This window comes from Sphingomonas sp. 3-13AW, from assembly GCF_049311085.1.
Classification (GTDB): domain Bacteria; phylum Pseudomonadota; class Alphaproteobacteria; order Sphingomonadales; family Sphingomonadaceae; genus Sphingomonas.
Window position 1 is genome coordinate 99,046 of record NZ_JASNVZ010000006.1, and the last position, 15,140, is coordinate 114,185.

The window sequence follows — 15,140 nt, forward strand, 5'->3', positions numbered from 1 at the left end:
TATTTTAACTTGTTAGACTTCCATCGCGCGACGATGCGTTCGGGGGCACGGCCCAGTCGTGCGACACCCACATGGCTCCTGCGCAGGGCGGAAACGACGAAGGGACGGCATCGCGCAGACCGGAGCCCTTGCGATACCGTCCCTCCATTATGGCGAATGACACGGCCGGCTACGCGCCGGCCTGCCGCCCGCTTCGGCTTACAGGGTAGCCGTCGTGGTCCGGGCCTGGGACGTGTTGTGGCCGCCGTTGCGGTAGAGCACTTCGCGGATCTCCACGTCGCCGGCGCTGTCGCTCTCGACCGCGACGAGCACGCCGCCGGTCTTCAGGCGATCGCTGTAATAGGACGCGTCTTCCTTGCTGATGCCGTGCTTGGTGAGCACCTCGTTCAGCGAGCCGCCGATGGCGCCGACCACGGCACCGATGCCGATCGCTTCGGGAACGGCCGAGGCGGCGATCGCGCCGGCTGCGGCCAGCGGCCCGACGCCCGGGATGGCGAGCGCGGCCACGCCGAGGCCCGCGCCCAGCGCGCCGCCGCCGAGGATCCCGCGGATCACGTTGCGATGGTGCTCATCGGTGATTTCGCCATCGCCGGAACGCGTGGTGGTGGTGCCGCCGTGGTGGGCGATCACGGACAGGTCGCTGTCGGTGATGCCCAGAGCCCGCAGCTCGGACACGGCACGCTCTGCTTCTTCGTGCGTGTCGAAAAGCGCTGATGCCTGAGTCATGGAATTTCCTCTCTGATGCCGCCTTTGTGCGGTCTGGAAAGGAAACCGCCCGGCGTGCGGGCATGTTCCGCCCCGGGGAGCCGCGACGCCCATTCCATCGGGCAGCAGGCACCGCCTGCCGTTGCGCAAAAATGACGATGGCCCGCCCGGAGTCGCGCGCGCCCCCTAGCCGCTACGCGCCTGGGTCGCTAAGGGCTCGCCCATGACCCAGATCACGCCCGCGATCGTCGCCGAGCACGGCCTTTCCCCCGAGGAATATGAGCGCGTCCTGCACGCGATGGGCCGCGAGCCCAATCTGACGGAGCTCGGCATCTTCTCGGTGATGTGGTCCGAGCACTGCTCGTACAAGTCCAGCCGCATCCACCTGAAGAAGCTGCCGACCGAAGGCCCGCAGGTAATCTGCGGTCCGGGCGAGAACGCGGGCGTCGTCGACATCGGCGACAACCAGGCGGCGATCTTCAAGATGGAGTCGCATAACCACCCCTCCTACATCGAGCCCTATCAGGGTGCGGCGACGGGTGTAGGCGGCATCTTGCGCGACGTGTTCACGATGGGCGCGCGCCCGGTCGCGAACCTGAACGCGCTGCGCTTCGGCCGGCCGGACCATCCCAAGATGCGCCACCTGATCGCGGGCGTGGTCCACGGCATCGGCGGCTATGGCAATTGCGTCGGCGTGCCGACGGTGGGCGGCGAGGTGAACTTCCACCCGGCCTATGACGGCAACATCCTGGTCAACGCGATGACCGTGGGCGTCGCCGACCAGGACAAGATCTTTTATTCGGCCGCATCGGGCGTCGGCAATCCGATCGTCTATGTGGGGTCGAAGACCGGCCGCGACGGCATCCATGGCGCGACCATGGCCTCGGCCGATTTCGGCGAGGATTCGGAGGAGAAGCGTCCCACCGTCCAGGTCGGCGACCCCTTTACCGAAAAGCTGCTGATCGAGGCGTGCCTGGAACTGATGGCGTCCGACGCGATCGTGGCGATCCAGGACATGGGTGCGGCCGGCCTCACCTCCTCCTCGGTCGAAATGGCGTCCAAGGGCGGCGTCGGCATCGAGCTGGTGATGGACGATGTTCCCCAGCGCGAAGAGGGCATGACGCCCTATGAGATGATGCTGTCGGAGAGCCAGGAGCGCATGCTCATGGTGCTGAAGCCCGGCCGCGAGGCGTTCGCCGAGGCGATCTTCCGCAAGTGGGAATTGGACTTCGCGATCATCGGCCGCGTGACCGACACCGGCCGCATGGTGCTGAAGTGGAAGGGCGACACGGTCGCCGACATTCCGCTGGCACCGCTTGCCGACGAGGCGCCGCTCTACGACCGGCCGCACGTCCCGACGCCCAAGCCGGCGGAACTGACCGACGTGCCGCCGTGCGGCGACCCGGCCGCGGACCTGCTCAAGCTGATGGGTTCGCCCGACATCGCCAGCCGGCGGTGGATCTGGGAACAGTACGACCACATGGTCGGCGCCGACACCGTGCAGCGCCCGGGCGGCGACGCCGCGGTCGTGCGCGTCCACGGCACCCAGAAGGCGCTGGCGATCACCACCGACTGCACCCCGCGCTATTGCTTTGCCGACCCGGTCGAGGGCGGCAAGCAGGCCGTGGCCGAGGCATGGCGCAACCTGACGGCGGTGGGCGCGACCCCGCTGGCGATCACCAACTGCCTGAACTTCGCCAACCCGCAGCGGCCGGAGATCATGGGCCAGATCGTCGGCTGCCTGGAAGGCATGGGCGAGGCCTGCCGCGCGCTCGACTTCCCGATCGTGTCGGGCAACGTGTCGCTCTACAATGAGTCGAAGGCGACCGGCGGTGGCTCCGCCATCCTGCCGACGCCGGCGATCGGCGGCCTGGGGCTAATGGCCGACTGGACCAAGTCGATGACCATCGCCTTCAAGCAGACCGGCGACATCATCATCGCGCTCGGCAATCGCAGCGGCCACCTAGGCCAGTCGCTGTGGCTGCGCGAGATCCACGGCCGCGAGGAGGGCCCGCCGCCGCCGGTGGACCTGGATGCCGAGCGCCGCACCGGCGATTATCTGCGCGCCGCGATCACCGCGGGCGCGGTGACGGCGGCGCACGACGTGTCGGACGGCGGCCTGGCGGTCGCACTCGCCGAGATGGCGCTGGCCGGCAACATCGGCGCGATCCTCGACAAGAAGCAACCCTACGACCACGCCTGCTCCTTCTTTGGCGAGGACCAGGGCGTGTATCTGGTGACGGTGCACGACCATGCGCTGCTCGACTTCCTGAAGGGCGCGGAAGCGGCCGGCATCGAAGCCGAGCCGATCGGCCGCACCATCGGCAGCCGGCTGATCTTCGAACTGCACGACGGCGATTTCGTCGTGCCGCTGCAGGCGCTGCGCGAGGCCCATGAGGGCTTCTTCCCGAACCTGATGGGAAGCGACGCCGCCCTCGCCTGACGGAACCGGGGGCCCGTGCGGGCGTCTCCTTGAGGTAATCGCCTCAGGAGGCACCCATGACCCCCGATCCGGCAAGCCTTGCAAAGCAGTTGAACCTCGTCCGCGGCATGCGCTTGTGGATGCGGGGTGTGCCGGACGAGATCGCCCAGGCGCTGGACACGGCGCTGTCGGGGCTGTCGATCGAGGCGGCGCCTTCGGCCGGGCTCGACGCTGCCCTGATCGCCGTGCCGACCCGCGACGCGATCACGGCCGCGCTGGCGCCGCTTGGCGAATTGCTCACCAACAGCGGGTTCGTGTGGATCGGCTGGCGAACCGGCACGCTGGAACTCGATTCGGCCGGACTCTGCGACCTGATCGGGCCAGCGTGGCGGATCGACGTCGAGCCGAACGCGATGGTGCCGGGCTGGTGCGCGACCAAGCTGGTCCCGCATCGATGCGAGCCCAGCGCCGGCTGAGGCCATCGCCCGGGACATTGCTTTAGCGGCGATCCAACTTGCTCTAGCATTGCCGCGGGGCGAACCGGGGGAACGGATGGCGACGACGCAGGCGGACCGGATCGCGACGCTCGACACGCTGCGCGGCGTGGCGGTGCTCGGCATCCTGATGATGAACATCATCGGCTTTGCGATGCCCGACGCCGCCTATCTGAACCCGAGGGCCTATGGCGGCGACCAAGGGATCGACCTCGCCGTCTATCTCCTCAACTTCGTGCTGATCGACGGCAAGATGCGCGGGCTGTTCAGCTTCCTGTTCGGCGCGTCGATGCTGCTGGTGATCGATCGCGCGGTCGCCAAGGGGGAGAGTCCGGCCCGCGTGCATTTTGCGCGGATGGCGTGGCTGTTCGTGTTCGGCATCGCCCATCTGCTGCTGCTGTGGTGGGGCGACATCCTCAATCAATATGCGGTTATCGGGGCGATCGCCTACGCCTTTCGCAAGGCGAGCGTGAAGTCGCTGCTGACTACGGGCGTGCTGCTGGTGGCGCTGGAGTGCGTGATCCTGACGATCATGCCGCTGGGAGTGATGGCGCTGCTGGCCGGCGTCCATGACGCGAACCCTGCCCGCGCCGCCGAGAATGCCCGGTCGCTGCGCGCGTTCATCGACACCATGGGGGTTCCCAGCCCCGCCCATATCGCCACGGAGCTGGTGCTCCACCGCGGCAGCTGGACCGGGCTGGTCGCCGAGCGCTGGAGCGAGCTCGGCCGTTCGCTGTCCGCCATCTGGTTCGTGGGCGCGGAGACGCTGGGCTATATGCTGTTCGGGATGGCGGGGTTGCGATCGGGGATGCTGACCGGCGCCTGGCCCCGCCCCCGCTATCGCCGGTGGATGCTCGTGGGCTTCGGGATCGGCATCCCGGGCTATGCGCTGCTTGCCTGGTGGCTGGTCAAAAGCGACTTCGAACTGGTGGTGGTGGCGGCCGCCGTCATGCCGCTGGCGGCGCCGCTCAGGCCGCCAATGATCGTCGCCTGGGCGTGCCTGATCCTGCTGCTGGCGCGGCCCGGCGGCGCGCTGACCGAGCGGCTGGCGGCGGCGGGGCGGATGGCCTTCACCAACTATCTGGCGACCAGCATCGTCCTGACCACCCTCTTCTATGGCTATGGGCTGGGCTGGTACGGCACCTTGTCGCGGGCGCAGCTCTATCCGGTCGTGGCGGCGATGTGGGCCGCGATGCTGCTGTGGTCGCCGCTCTGGCTCTCCCGGTTTCGCTATGGCCCTTTCGAATGGCTGTGGCGGTCGCTGGCCCGATTCGAGTTGCAGCCGATGCGGCTGGCCGCAAACAGGATCGCCTGATTGCGAATGCGTCGCAAAACAGTTGCGACTTATTCGCAGTGACGCTAGTCGGTTCCCACCAACAAGGAATCGGCAATGGTCGTCTGCGTTTGCAATGCGATACGGGAAGATGAAGTTCGGCGGGCCGCACGTTCGGGCGCGATGAGCGCCTGCCAGGCCTATCGTGCGCTGGGGCGCCAGCCCAAGTGTGGTCAATGCGTGCCATTCGCACGCGAGATCATCGACGAAGAACGCGCGATTGCGTAACGCTCGCAGCTAGAAAAACCGCAGAATTCCGCGGTTTTCGGCCTGTTCAAAGCCCGGTTTGCACCCTAGATTCACGCTCTGGAATTTCAAAAAAGGGCCTGTGGCGTGAAGGGTGATCCCAAAGTCATCGAGTTTCTCAACGAGACGCTCAAGAACGAATTGACGGCGATCAACCAATATTGGTTGCACTATCGCATGTTCGATCACTGGGGTGTCCACAGGCTCGCCAAGTTCGAGCGTGAGGAATCGATCGAGGAGATGAAGCACGCCGACAAGCTGGCGGAGCGCATCCTGTTCCTCGACGGCTTGCCCAATTTCCAGCTGCTGGGCCGCCTGCGCATCGGCGAGACGGTGGTCGAGGCGATCAAGGCCGATCTGGCCCTGGAGCTGGAGGCCGTCGCCCAGCTGCGCGAGGCGATCGCCCATTGCGAGAGCGTGCGCGACTATGTCAGCCGCGACCTGTTCGCCGAAATCCTCGAGAATGAGGAAGAGCATGTCGACACGCTGGAGCGCCAGTTCGAGATGATCGAGCGCATGGGCCTGGAGAACTACATCCAGCTCAACGCCAAGTCGGAATATGACGTCAAGGAAGGCTGAGGCCGTCCTGTCGTGATGCAAGAAGGGTCGGCGGCGACGCCGGCCCTTTTTCTATGCCCGGCAGCTTTTGCGGTCCCGTTTCGGTGCCGCGACTCGCAGCTGCCGCCGACGCGCGAACCTGAAGGAAAGTGCGGCTGATCTGGTAAAATCACCGCCCCGAAAAGTCCTTGCCCGCCCGTAACTTGCCCCTTTACCTACGATCTGTCTTCACTTGGGGCTGGCCCCCATCGCAAACTGCTTGCTGAACAGGCCGACACGCTTGTACGTGGCAGTTTCATGACTCCTCCTCCGCCGGACCAGTCACGAGATCGCCGGATCGAGGATCCGACGAACCTGTGGGTCGTACATCCTGCAGCTCGCCTGCTCCTGCCGTGGTTCCTCACGCGCGGGATTTCGGCGAATGCGGTTTCGCTCGGCGGCTTGACGCTCGGCACGCTGGCGGCGCTTGCCTATAGCCAGTGGGACGAACCGGCCTTTGTGGTCGCGGGATTGCTGCTGTCGATCGCGTGGCTGGTGGCCGACGGACTCGACGGCATGATCGCCCGCGCGACGGGCACGGCAAGCCCTCTGGGCCGCGCGCTCGACGGCCTGTGCGACCACGGCGTGTTCGTCCTCATCTATGTAGTGCTGGCCAGCTCGATCGGGACCGCCGAGGGCTGGGCGCTGGCCGTGGCGGCCGGCGCCGCGCATGCGCTGCAATCCAACCTGTATGAAAGCGAGCGCGCGCGCTTCCATCGCCGGTGCAAGGGCGTGGCAGCCGCGGTACCGGCACCGAGCCACAACCCGCTCGTCCGCTTCTACGATCGCATCGCGGGCACGCTCGACCGGTTTGCCCGGCCATTCGACGCGGCCCTGCAGCGGCAGGACAATCCCGCGCCCCTCGCCCAGGCCTATGGCCGGGAGGCAGCCCGGCCGATGCGGCTGATGCGCCTGCTGACCGCCAACACCCGGGTCGCCGCGATCTTCATCGCCTGCATGGCCGGGAACCCGCGCATCTTCTGGTGGCTGGAACTCGTGCCGCTGACCGCAATCCTGCTCGTGGGACTGATCTGGCATCGTGCCGTCGAACATCGACTGGTGCGAAACCCGACCGCCCACGCGCGCCCTGCAACCTCTACCCAATCACCCAGTCGAAGGACGTGAAGAAGTAATGCCGAGCATCAACATCGCCCTCGTCGGCGTCGGTAACTGCGCCAGCTCCCTCGTGCAGGGCCTTTCCCACTATCGGGACGGTGCCAACGAGCGGATCGGACTGATGCACTGGGATCTGGGCGGCTACCGTCCGAGCGACATCAAGGTCGTCGCTGCCTGGGACGTCGACCGGCGCAAGGTGGGCAAGGACGTCGCCGAGGCGATCTTCGCCAAGCCCAATTGCACCGCGATCTTCTGCGAGAACGTCGAGCCCAGCGGCACCAAGGTGCAGATGGGCAAGATCCTGGACGGCGTTGCCGACCACATGTCCGAGTACAAGGACGACCGCACCTTCCTGGTCGCCAATGACGCGGAGCCGAGCAAGGAAGACGTCGTCGCGGCGCTGCGCGCCAGCAACACCGACGTGCTGATGAACTACCTGCCGGTCGGATCGCAGGAGGCCACCGAATTCTACGCCGAATGCGCGCTGGAAGCCGGCGTCGCCTTCGTGAACAACATTCCGGTGTTCATCGCGAGCAACCCGGAATGGGCGCAGCGTTTCGTGGAGGCGGGCGTGCCGATCATCGGCGACGACATCAAGGCACAGCTGGGCGCCACCATCGTCCACCGCGTGCTGACCGACCTGTTCGCCAAGCGCGGCGTGAAGCTGGAGCGGACCTACCAGCTCAACACCGGCGGCAACACCGACTTCCTCAACATGTCGAACCACCGCCGCCTGGCTTCCAAGAAAATCTCCAAGACCGAGGCCGTGCAGTCGGTCGCGGCCGAGCGCCTGGATGAGGACAATGTCCACATCGGCCCCAGCGACTATGTGCCGTGGCAGAACGACAACAAGGTCTGCTTCCTGCGCATGGAAGGCAGCATGTTCGGCGGCGTTCCGATGAACCTGGAACTGCGCCTGTCGGTGGAGGACAGCCCGAATTCGGCCGGCGTCGCGATCGACATGATCCGTTGCGCCAAGCTCGCCAAGGACCGTGGCCTGGCCGGGCCGATCGACGCGGCCTCGGCCTATTTCTGCAAGCACCCGCGCCTGCAGATGACCGACGACATCGCCCAGCAGGCCGTTGAAGACTTCGTAGCGGCCTGACGTGATCGACACCGCGATCCTGCTCGCCGCGGGGGAAGGCAGCCGCCTTCGCTCCGCGGCACCGTTCAAGCCACTGTGCAGGGTCGCGGGAAGGCCGTTGATCGCCCATGCGCTCACCGGGCTGGCCGAGGCCGGCCTGACGCGCGCCGTCGTGGTGCTTGGCTATGGCGCCGCCCAGATCGAGGCCTATCTCGCCACCCAGCGGTGGCGGATGCGGCTGGAGACCGTACGGGTTGCCGATTATCGCAAGCCCAACGGCAGCTCCGTCCTGGCGGCCGAGCCGTTCGTGTCCGAGAAGGGCGCGCTGCTGGCGATGTGCGATCATCTGGTCGATCCGGCGCTGTATCGACGCATGGCGACGGCCGGCGCGCCCGCCGGGGGCGCACGGCTGGGGATCGATCGGCGGCTGGACAGCGACTGGGTCGACCTGGACGACGTCACGCGAGTCGAGACGGCGGGCGAGCGCATCGTCGCGATCGGCAAGGGCATGGAGCCCTATGACTGCTACGATACCGGCGTCTTTGCCATCGGCCCAAAGCTGATCGCGGCGCTGCGCCAGTTCGACGCACCTTCGCTGACCGAGGGAATGCGCCTGCTCGCCCGCGATGGTGATGCGCTGGTCACGGATTGCAGCGACATCGACTGGATCGACGTCGATGACGCCTGGGCGCTGGACAAGGCCGAGCAGTGGCGAGCCGAGCAGTCGCAGGCCGAGCGGCAGGAGCTGGAGTCGGCCGAGCTGGAAGCACAGCGGCTTTCGTGATGCGGCGGGGCCAGGGCTGAGGCCCTGCCCGTGGCTCCGACTGGCTTTTAGCGAATTTCGAAGTGGTGGTCCGCGCGGCGGACCAGTTCGCGGCCCGCAGCCTCGGCCACGGCGCGCATCTCGCGTTCTGCATTGGGATCGTCGGCGAGCACTTCAAAGCGCTCGCCATGTTCCCCCGTGCGCAGCGCCCGCGCCAGCCGCAGCGCCGGCCACGGGCAGCGCAGGCCGCGGGCGTCGATCATCCGTCCTTGTGGTCGAACGGGTTCGAGGGCGCGCGCATCGTCAGGCGTACCGGCACCGCGCCGAAGTCGAACTCACGGCGCAGGCTGTTGAGCAGGTAGCGGCGATAGCTTTCGGGCAGCAGGTCGACGCGGGTTCCGAACAGCACGAAGCTGGGCGGGCGGCTCTTGATCTGGGTGAGATAGCGCGGCTTGATCCGCTTTCCACCGGGCGCGGGCGGCGGGTTCGCCTCCAGCGCGCGTTCGAACCAGCGGTTGAGCGCGCCGGTGGAAACGCGGCGGCCCCAGGCCTCACGCGTTTCGAACGCGACCTTGATCAGCGTGTCGATGCCCTTGCCGTTGATCCCGGAGACGGTGAGCAGCGGCACGCCCTTGGCCTGGGCCAGACCCTCGTCCAACGCCCCCTTGACGCCGTTGAACAGGCTGGAGGCGTTCTCCGCCACGTCCCACTTGTTGAGGGCGATGATGAGCGCGCGGCCTTCCTGAAGGACGCGGTCCGCGATCTTGATGTCCTGCACCTCGAGCCCGCGGGTCGCGTCGAGCAGCAGCACGACGACCTCTGCGAAATCGACCGCACGCAGCGCATCGGCGACGGAGAGCTTCTCGAGCTTTTCCTGCACCCGCGCGCGCTTGCGCATGCCGGCGGTGTCGATGAGGCGGACCGGGCGGCCCTCCCACTCCCACTCGATGGCGATGGAGTCGCGGGTGATGCCGGCTTCCGGGCCGGTGATCAGGCGATCCTGGCCCAGCATGCGGTTGATGAGTGTGGACTTGCCGGCGTTCGGACGCCCGACGATCGCGAGCTTGAGCGGCGCGTCGGGGGATTCGGGATCCTCCTCCGGCTCTTCCTCGGCATCGGGACGGTCCACGAAGGGGCGCAGCGCGTCGAACAGGTCGACCATGCCCTCGGCATGCTCGGCCGAGAACGGCACCGGATCGCCGAAGCCTAAGGCCATCGCCTCGATCACGCCGGTTTCGCCGGCGCGGCCCTCTGCCTTGTTGGCGAGCACCACGACCGGGCGGTCGGCGGCGCGCAGCCAGCGGGCGATTTCCTCGTCGAGCGGGGTCACGCCGGCGCGGGCATCGATCATGAACAGCGCGACGTCTGCCTCGACCACCGCGGCTTCGGTCTGCTGGCGCATGCGCCCGGGCAGCGTGTGCGGATCCTCATCCTCGAACCCGGCGGTGTCGATGATGCGGAACTCGAGCCCGAGCAGGTTCGCGTCCCCTTCCCGCCGATCCCGGGTCACGCCCGGCTGGTCGTCGACCAGCGCTAGTCGCTTGCCGACAAGCCGGTTGAACAGAGTGGACTTGCCCACATTGGGGCGTCCGATGATGGCAACGGTGGGAAGTGGCATGTTCGTTTTCAGCAGCGATCAGCGCCAGGCGCTGATCGTGCCCGAGTCGTCGAGCAGGTACAGGGTCGAGTTGGCGACGACAGGCGACAGGCCGATCGCGTTTTTGGACGCGTCCACCGTGGCGCTGACGCTGCCATCCTCGGGCGAGGCATAGGCCACTTGGCCTTCTGAGTTGGCGAGCACCAGGCGATTGCCGGCGAGCACCGGGCCAACCCACAGGATCGGGCCCTTCTTCTTCTTTTCGTTGCGGTAGCGCGGCAGCTGGTGGATCCAGCGGATCTTGCCGCTGCTGCGCGCGACGCAGATCAGGCGCGCGTCGTCGGTGACGACGAACAGCCATTCGCCCGCAACCGCCGGCGTGGCGATGCCGGCGAGATTCTGTTCCCACATCCGCTGGCCGCTGGTGACCTCGAGCGCGACCATGCGTCCACCCTGGCCGACCGCATAGGCCTGGCCCGAGTCGATCACCGGCTCCGCATCGATGTCGGCAAGCGACGACACCGAGGTCGAGGCGCTGGTGCGCGACAGGCTGTCTGCCCAGAGCGAGCGGCCGTTCTCGTAGCGGTACGCGTTGAGCTCTCCCGAGGAGAAGCCGGCCACCACCGTGCCCTGTGCCGAGGCAGGGGCTGCGGCGCCGAACACGCCCTGGCTCTCGACCGAACCGGCCTGGGTCCAGACCACCGTGCCGTCGGTCTGCGACAGCGCGAACAGCTGGTTGTCCTGGCTGACGACATAGACTTGGTCGTTGGCGACCGTCGGGGCACCACGCAGCGGCCCGCCCGGCTTCGCGCGCCAGATCTCGGCACCGTCGGCGACATTGAGCGCGACGACGTCGCCCAGGCCGTTGGTGGCGAACAGCCGGCCTTCGCCGATGCTGACGCCGCCGCCGAAGCGCGCGGCCTGGTTGCCCTTGTCCGGATCCTTGACGGTGCTGGCCGTCCAGCCGGCCGCGCCGGTCGCGGCATCGAACGCGTGCACGACGCCGTTGACGTCCATCACATAGAGGCGGCCGTCGGCGACGACGGGTGCCGCCGCGAGGCGGACGCGGGTGGTGCCGCCGGGGATGCGGGCGGTCCAGACGCGGCTGGGCGAGGCGCCGAGCGCGAGATGGCCCATCGACTTGGACTCGTTGCCGCCCGGCTGGGTCCATTCGGGGTTCGCGACCGCGGGCGGCAGGAGCACCTGCACCACCGCGAGCGAGGGATCGACGGTGACGTCGTTCTCGGCCGCCAGGATAGGCACGCGCTCGCCAAGGATCGGCGTCTTGCGCTTGCCGTCACCCTTGAAGATGCCGCAGCCGCCGAGCAGCGAAAGCGCTGCTACGGCCGTCATCAGCTTCGCGCTGGTCCTCATCCTGCGTTCTTTTCCTCTGAGGTATGGGTCGTCGGCGCCTTGGGAGCAGCCGGTTCAACCCCAAGAGCACTCGCCATCTGAACCGCACGTTGCCGGATCGATTCGGGCACGCTCTGGGTCTCGGCGATCTCGCCGAACATCTTGCCGGCCAGATCGCGACGGTTGAGGCGGATATAGGCGATGGCGACCATTTCGCCAGCGCTGCCGAACCAGGGGCTCTGCTTGGTGGCAAGGCCGCGCAGCCGGTCGACGACCGCCTGCGGCTGCAGCGTGTCATATTCGGCCGCGGTCTGGCGCACGAGTGCCAGGTCCCGGAACTCGACGGGCATCGAACTGTCGTTGGCCACTTCGGCGAACTTGGCTGCTGCGCCCTTCAGGTCCTGCTTGTTGAGCAGGATGTCGGCCTGGACGAACTTGGCAGAGGCGCGATAGCCGTCCCGGTCCGAGTTCGCGAGGGTGGCGAGCGGCGCGGCTGCGGCGTTCACCCGGCTGGCGCCGAGGTCGTCCATCGCCTGCTGCAGCAGCATGCCCTGTTCGGCCGCCTTCTCGGTCTGATGGTGCTGCCACCACAGCCAGCCGCCGAAGCCCGCGAGGAGCAGCACGATCGCGAGCGCGATCCACAGCCCATAGCGGCGCCCGAGGTGCGCCACCTGGTCGCGCCGCAATTCCTCGTCGACCTCGCGCAGGAAGGCCTGGTTGTTCTGGGGGGTGAGCGCCAAGTCCTACTCCATGCGTGCGGCGAACGAAGCGCGCTATCTAGCCGCGCGCGAAGGGAAACGAAAGCGGTTCAGACCCGGGGCTGATAGAGGTGTTCGGCGCCGGGGAAGGCACGCGACCGCACTTCGCCCGAATAGGCGGCAACCGCGGCCGAAATACGGCCGGCGAGATCTTCATAGCGCTTCACGAACCGGGCGGTGCGATCGAACAGGCCAAGCATGTCCTCCCCCACCAATACCTGCCCGTCGCACTGCGCCGAGGCGCCGATGCCGATGGTCGGGCAAGCGACGCGGTTGGTCACTTCGATCGCGATCGGCTCCAGCACGCCCTCGATCACGAGCATGAAGGCGCCTGCCTCCGCGACCGCGACGCCGTCCGCGACGATCTTGGCGGCTTCCGCCTCGCTGCGGCCGCGTGCGCCATAGCCGCCGAGCAGGTTCACCGCCTGGGGCGTGAGGCCGACATGGCCGATCACGGGGATGCCGCGTTCGGTGAGGAAGCGCACGGTCGGCGCCATCGCCTCCCCGCCCTCCAGCTTCACCGCGGCGGCGCCGGTCTCCTTGAGCAGCCGCGCCGCGCTTTCGAACGCCTGGGCGGGGCTCGCCTCATAGCTGCCGAAGGGCATGTCGATCGCGACCAGCGCATGGCCGCTGCCGCGCACGACCGCGGCGCCATGGGCGGCCATCATCTCGAGCGTGACGGGCACCGTCGAGGGTAGGCCGTAGATCACCTGCGCGAGGCTATCGCCGACCAGCAGCACGTCGCAATGCGGATCGAGCAGCTGCGCCATGCGCGCGGTATAGGCGGTGATCATCACCACCGGCTCCGCGGCCGCGCCCTTGCGGGCACGCAGGGCGGGTACGGTCAGGCGCCTGGGCAGCGGCGCGGCGGACTGCGCGCCCTGAGTCTCGATGGTGGAGGTGGTGGACATGGCGGCGGAATAGAGCGTGCCACGCCGCCGCGCCAGTCACCCCTGTCGATCAGCTCCAGTGCTGGGCGTAGCTCTCGGGCTTGAAGCCGACGAGCAGCGTGTCGCCGTCCTCCAGCACCGGCCGGCGGATCGCCGACGGATTGGCCAGCATGATCGCGATGGCGCGTTCCCGGTCGAGGTCGGCCCGCTGCTCCTCCGGCAGCTTGCGGAAAGTGGTGCCGGAGCGGTTGAGCAGCGCTTCCCAGCCCAGCTTGTCGACCCAGCGCTCCAGGGTGGCGCGATCGATGCCGTCGGTCTTGTAGTTGTGGAAGGTGAAGGCTACCCCCTTCTCCCCCAGCCAGGTGCGCGCCTTCTTGATCGTGTCGCAGGCGGGAATTCCATACATCGTCAACGGCATCGGCAGTCCTCAATCTCACGCGAAGCCGCGAGATAGCGTCTGCCGCGCGGGAATGCAGCCGCGCACGTTCAGGGAAGTGCGGCGGCGGCGGCGGCCGCGGCCCCTTCGCTGGCCGCATCGGCGTGGCCGGGACCGGTGCGCGAAGGGTGCACGATCGGCACGATCAGCACCAGGCTCTGGGCGGGCAGCACCTCCCGCCAGTCCTGGATCAGCTGCTTATAGGCCTTGCCGACCGGGCGGATCTTGCGGTCGAGGTCGTAGAGGCCGACCGGGGTGACGCGGCCATTCTTTTCACGAAGGGCCGTGTCCCAGTCCATCTGGTCGGTCAGCGAATACCAGGTGAAACCGACGGTGGGGATGCCGGTGTTGCGCAGCCGCAGGACGTTCGCCCACTCCTTCCACAGCCAGTTGACGCCCTCGTCGCCGTTGGGCCCCTGCGCGACATTGGTCTCGGTATGCATCACCGGCAGGCCGTAGCGGTTATGATACTGGCGGGTGATCTCGCTGTATCCGAACACCTCCCCCGATGCCCAGGTATGGCCGTCCTGATGGACCCGATGCTCGTTGGTCCAATAATAGTCGGTTCCGAGAATACAGTGTTGTTTCAATCGGTTGCCAAGGAAAAAATGATATTCCTCCCGCGACATGCCGTTGTCCATCAGATACTCGTACATGGTGCTGTTGACCCGCCGGCCATAGTTGAGGTCGAGGCTGAGGAAGCGGCGGGCGTTCATCACCTCGGCCGGGCCGATCGCGGCCGGGCTGTCGGCGTGGAAATATTCGGACGACTCGCTCTGGATGAAGATCGCGTCGCGGCGGTGCTTCAGGATCTCCTGCATCGCGCGGACATTGGCGCGGACGATGTGCTTGAGGGCGGTGACAAATGCGCGGTCGCTGGCGAGCTGCTCGTTCCACCAGCCATAGAGCGCGGAGAAGACCGCGCAGATGAACATCTCGTTGATCGGCGTATAGAGCTGCACCCACGGGTAGCGCTGCGCAAAGGCGGCGGCATAGTCGGCGAAGAGCTCGGGAAAATCGGGGTTCTGGAAATTGCCGATGAAGTCGGGAACGCCGAAATGGCAGAGATCGACGATCGGGAGGATGCCGCGCCGCCGGAGATCGCCCAGCGTCAGGTCCGCGAACTCCCAGTCATATTTGCCCGGCCCCAGCAGCGTCTTGTGCAGCGGCGGACCGAAGCGGAGGAAGCGGGTGCCGAGATCTTCGACCAGGTCGAAATCCTCACGCCAGCGCTGGTAATGGCCGCAGGACTCCATCTGGTCGACGCGGGTTCGTCCGTTGTCGATCGTGGGGATACTGTTCTCGATCCCCGTGCAGAACATGAAGTTCGCCATGAACCCTCCCAC

At 67.2% G+C, this 15,140-nt stretch carries 16 protein-coding genes; 8 read left to right on the forward strand and 8 right to left on the reverse strand.

Annotation, left to right across the window (positions count from 1 at the left end):
• Positions 1-198: 198 nt before the first annotated feature.
• Positions 199-726: a hypothetical protein gene (locus tag QP045_RS09335; protein ID WP_422514712.1), complete on the reverse strand. Its 528-nt coding sequence runs from the start codon at positions 724-726 to the stop codon at positions 199-201.
• Positions 727-928: 202 nt separating this feature from the next.
• On the opposite strand from QP045_RS09335, the gene purL reads away from it, so the two are divergent.
• The 8 genes from purL to QP045_RS09375 all read left to right on the forward strand — a co-directional run bounded on the left by purL (position 929) and on the right by QP045_RS09375 (position 8,781).
• Positions 929-3,148 (forward strand): phosphoribosylformylglycinamidine synthase subunit PurL, encoded by a 2,220-nt coding sequence (gene purL / locus QP045_RS09340; RefSeq protein ID WP_422514713.1) that lies wholly within the window; start codon positions 929-931, stop codon positions 3,146-3,148.
• Positions 3,149-3,204: 56 nt separating this feature from the next.
• Positions 3,205-3,603, forward strand: coding sequence for a hypothetical protein (locus tag QP045_RS09345; RefSeq protein WP_422514714.1), 399 nt, complete (start codon positions 3,205-3,207; stop codon positions 3,601-3,603).
• Positions 3,604-3,679: 76 nt separating this feature from the next.
• Entirely contained in the window at positions 3,680-4,936 is a 1,257-nt protein-coding gene (locus QP045_RS09350; protein ID WP_422514715.1) for a DUF418 domain-containing protein, read from the forward strand.
• A 75-nt stretch (positions 4,937-5,011) separates the two neighbouring features.
• Positions 5,012-5,182, forward strand: a complete 171-nt coding sequence (locus QP045_RS09355) for a (2Fe-2S)-binding protein (RefSeq protein ID WP_422514716.1) — start codon at positions 5,012-5,014, stop codon at positions 5,180-5,182.
• A gap of 105 nt (positions 5,183-5,287) precedes the next feature.
• The gene (gene bfr, locus QP045_RS09360; RefSeq protein ID WP_422514717.1) at positions 5,288-5,779 is read left to right on the forward strand and encodes a bacterioferritin; all 492 of its coding nucleotides are present in this window, start codon (positions 5,288-5,290) and stop codon (positions 5,777-5,779) included.
• Between the two features lie 276 nt (positions 5,780-6,055).
• Entirely contained in the window at positions 6,056-6,922 is an 867-nt protein-coding gene (locus QP045_RS09365) for a CDP-alcohol phosphatidyltransferase family protein (protein WP_422514718.1), read from the forward strand.
• A 7-nt stretch (positions 6,923-6,929) separates the two neighbouring features.
• Entirely contained in the window at positions 6,930-8,018 is a 1,089-nt protein-coding gene (locus QP045_RS09370) for an inositol-3-phosphate synthase (protein WP_422514719.1), read from the forward strand.
• Between the two features lies 1 nt (position 8,019).
• A complete protein-coding gene (locus QP045_RS09375; RefSeq protein ID WP_422514720.1) occupies positions 8,020-8,781 on the forward strand; it encodes an NTP transferase domain-containing protein in 762 nt (253 codons plus the stop codon).
• Between the two features lie 47 nt (positions 8,782-8,828).
• Here the strand turns inward: QP045_RS09375 and QP045_RS09380 are convergent, their stop codons facing one another.
• The 7 genes from QP045_RS09380 to QP045_RS09410 form a co-directional block, all read right to left on the reverse strand.
• Entirely contained in the window at positions 8,829-9,023 is a 195-nt protein-coding gene (locus tag QP045_RS09380; protein ID WP_422514721.1) for a sulfurtransferase TusA family protein, read from the reverse strand.
• The gene (gene der, locus QP045_RS09385) at positions 9,020-10,378 is read right to left on the reverse strand and encodes a ribosome biogenesis GTPase Der (RefSeq protein WP_422514722.1); all 1,359 of its coding nucleotides are present in this window, start codon (positions 10,376-10,378) and stop codon (positions 9,020-9,022) included. Before der ends, QP045_RS09380 begins: the two co-directional genes overlap by 4 nt.
• A gap of 18 nt (positions 10,379-10,396) precedes the next feature.
• Positions 10,397-11,731 carry a PQQ-binding-like beta-propeller repeat protein gene (locus QP045_RS09390; RefSeq protein WP_422514723.1) on the reverse strand — a complete coding sequence of 445 codons (1,335 nt, stop codon included), beginning with the start codon at positions 11,729-11,731 and terminating at the stop codon, positions 10,397-10,399.
• The gene (locus tag QP045_RS09395; RefSeq protein ID WP_422514724.1) at positions 11,728-12,450 is read right to left on the reverse strand and encodes a tetratricopeptide repeat protein; all 723 of its coding nucleotides are present in this window, start codon (positions 12,448-12,450) and stop codon (positions 11,728-11,730) included. Before QP045_RS09395 ends, QP045_RS09390 begins: the two co-directional genes overlap by 4 nt.
• A gap of 68 nt (positions 12,451-12,518) precedes the next feature.
• Entirely contained in the window at positions 12,519-13,379 is an 861-nt protein-coding gene (gene panB, locus QP045_RS09400; protein WP_422514725.1) for a 3-methyl-2-oxobutanoate hydroxymethyltransferase, read from the reverse strand.
• A gap of 49 nt (positions 13,380-13,428) precedes the next feature.
• Positions 13,429-13,776, reverse strand: coding sequence for an ArsC family reductase (locus QP045_RS09405; protein WP_422514726.1), 348 nt, complete (start codon positions 13,774-13,776; stop codon positions 13,429-13,431).
• A gap of 68 nt (positions 13,777-13,844) precedes the next feature.
• Positions 13,845-15,128 (reverse strand): family 1 glycosylhydrolase, encoded by a 1,284-nt coding sequence (locus QP045_RS09410; protein WP_422514727.1) that lies wholly within the window; start codon positions 15,126-15,128, stop codon positions 13,845-13,847.
• Positions 15,129-15,140 lie beyond the last annotated feature (12 nt).

What these genes read in the sequence shown, in the direction of transcription:
- QP045_RS09380 (WP_422514721.1), bottom strand. Translation starts at nt 9,023, where the DNA reads ATGATCGACGCCCGCGGCCTGCGCTGCCCGTGGCCGGCGCTGCGGCTG.
- panB (WP_422514725.1), bottom strand. Translation starts at nt 13,379, where the DNA reads ATGTCCACCACCTCCACCATCGAGACTCAGGGCGCGCAGTCCGCCGCG.
- QP045_RS09335 (WP_422514712.1), bottom strand. Translation starts at nt 726, where the DNA reads ATGACTCAGGCATCAGCGCTTTTCGACACGCACGAAGAAGCAGAGCGT.
- purL (WP_422514713.1), top strand. Translation starts at nt 929, where the DNA reads ATGACCCAGATCACGCCCGCGATCGTCGCCGAGCACGGCCTTTCCCCC.
- QP045_RS09390 (WP_422514723.1), bottom strand. Translation starts at nt 11,731, where the DNA reads ATGAGGACCAGCGCGAAGCTGATGACGGCCGTAGCAGCGCTTTCGCTG.
- QP045_RS09410 (WP_422514727.1), bottom strand. Translation starts at nt 15,128, where the DNA reads ATGGCGAACTTCATGTTCTGCACGGGGATCGAGAACAGTATCCCCACG.
- QP045_RS09345 (WP_422514714.1), top strand. Translation starts at nt 3,205, where the DNA reads ATGACCCCCGATCCGGCAAGCCTTGCAAAGCAGTTGAACCTCGTCCGC.
- QP045_RS09365 (WP_422514718.1), top strand. Translation starts at nt 6,056, where the DNA reads ATGACTCCTCCTCCGCCGGACCAGTCACGAGATCGCCGGATCGAGGAT.
- der (WP_422514722.1), bottom strand. Translation starts at nt 10,378, where the DNA reads ATGCCACTTCCCACCGTTGCCATCATCGGACGCCCCAATGTGGGCAAG.
- QP045_RS09370 (WP_422514719.1), top strand. Translation starts at nt 6,930, where the DNA reads ATGCCGAGCATCAACATCGCCCTCGTCGGCGTCGGTAACTGCGCCAGC.
- QP045_RS09405 (WP_422514726.1), bottom strand. Translation starts at nt 13,776, where the DNA reads ATGCCGTTGACGATGTATGGAATTCCCGCCTGCGACACGATCAAGAAG.
- QP045_RS09355 (WP_422514716.1), top strand. Translation starts at nt 5,012, where the DNA reads ATGGTCGTCTGCGTTTGCAATGCGATACGGGAAGATGAAGTTCGGCGG.
- QP045_RS09350 (WP_422514715.1), top strand. Translation starts at nt 3,680, where the DNA reads ATGGCGACGACGCAGGCGGACCGGATCGCGACGCTCGACACGCTGCGC.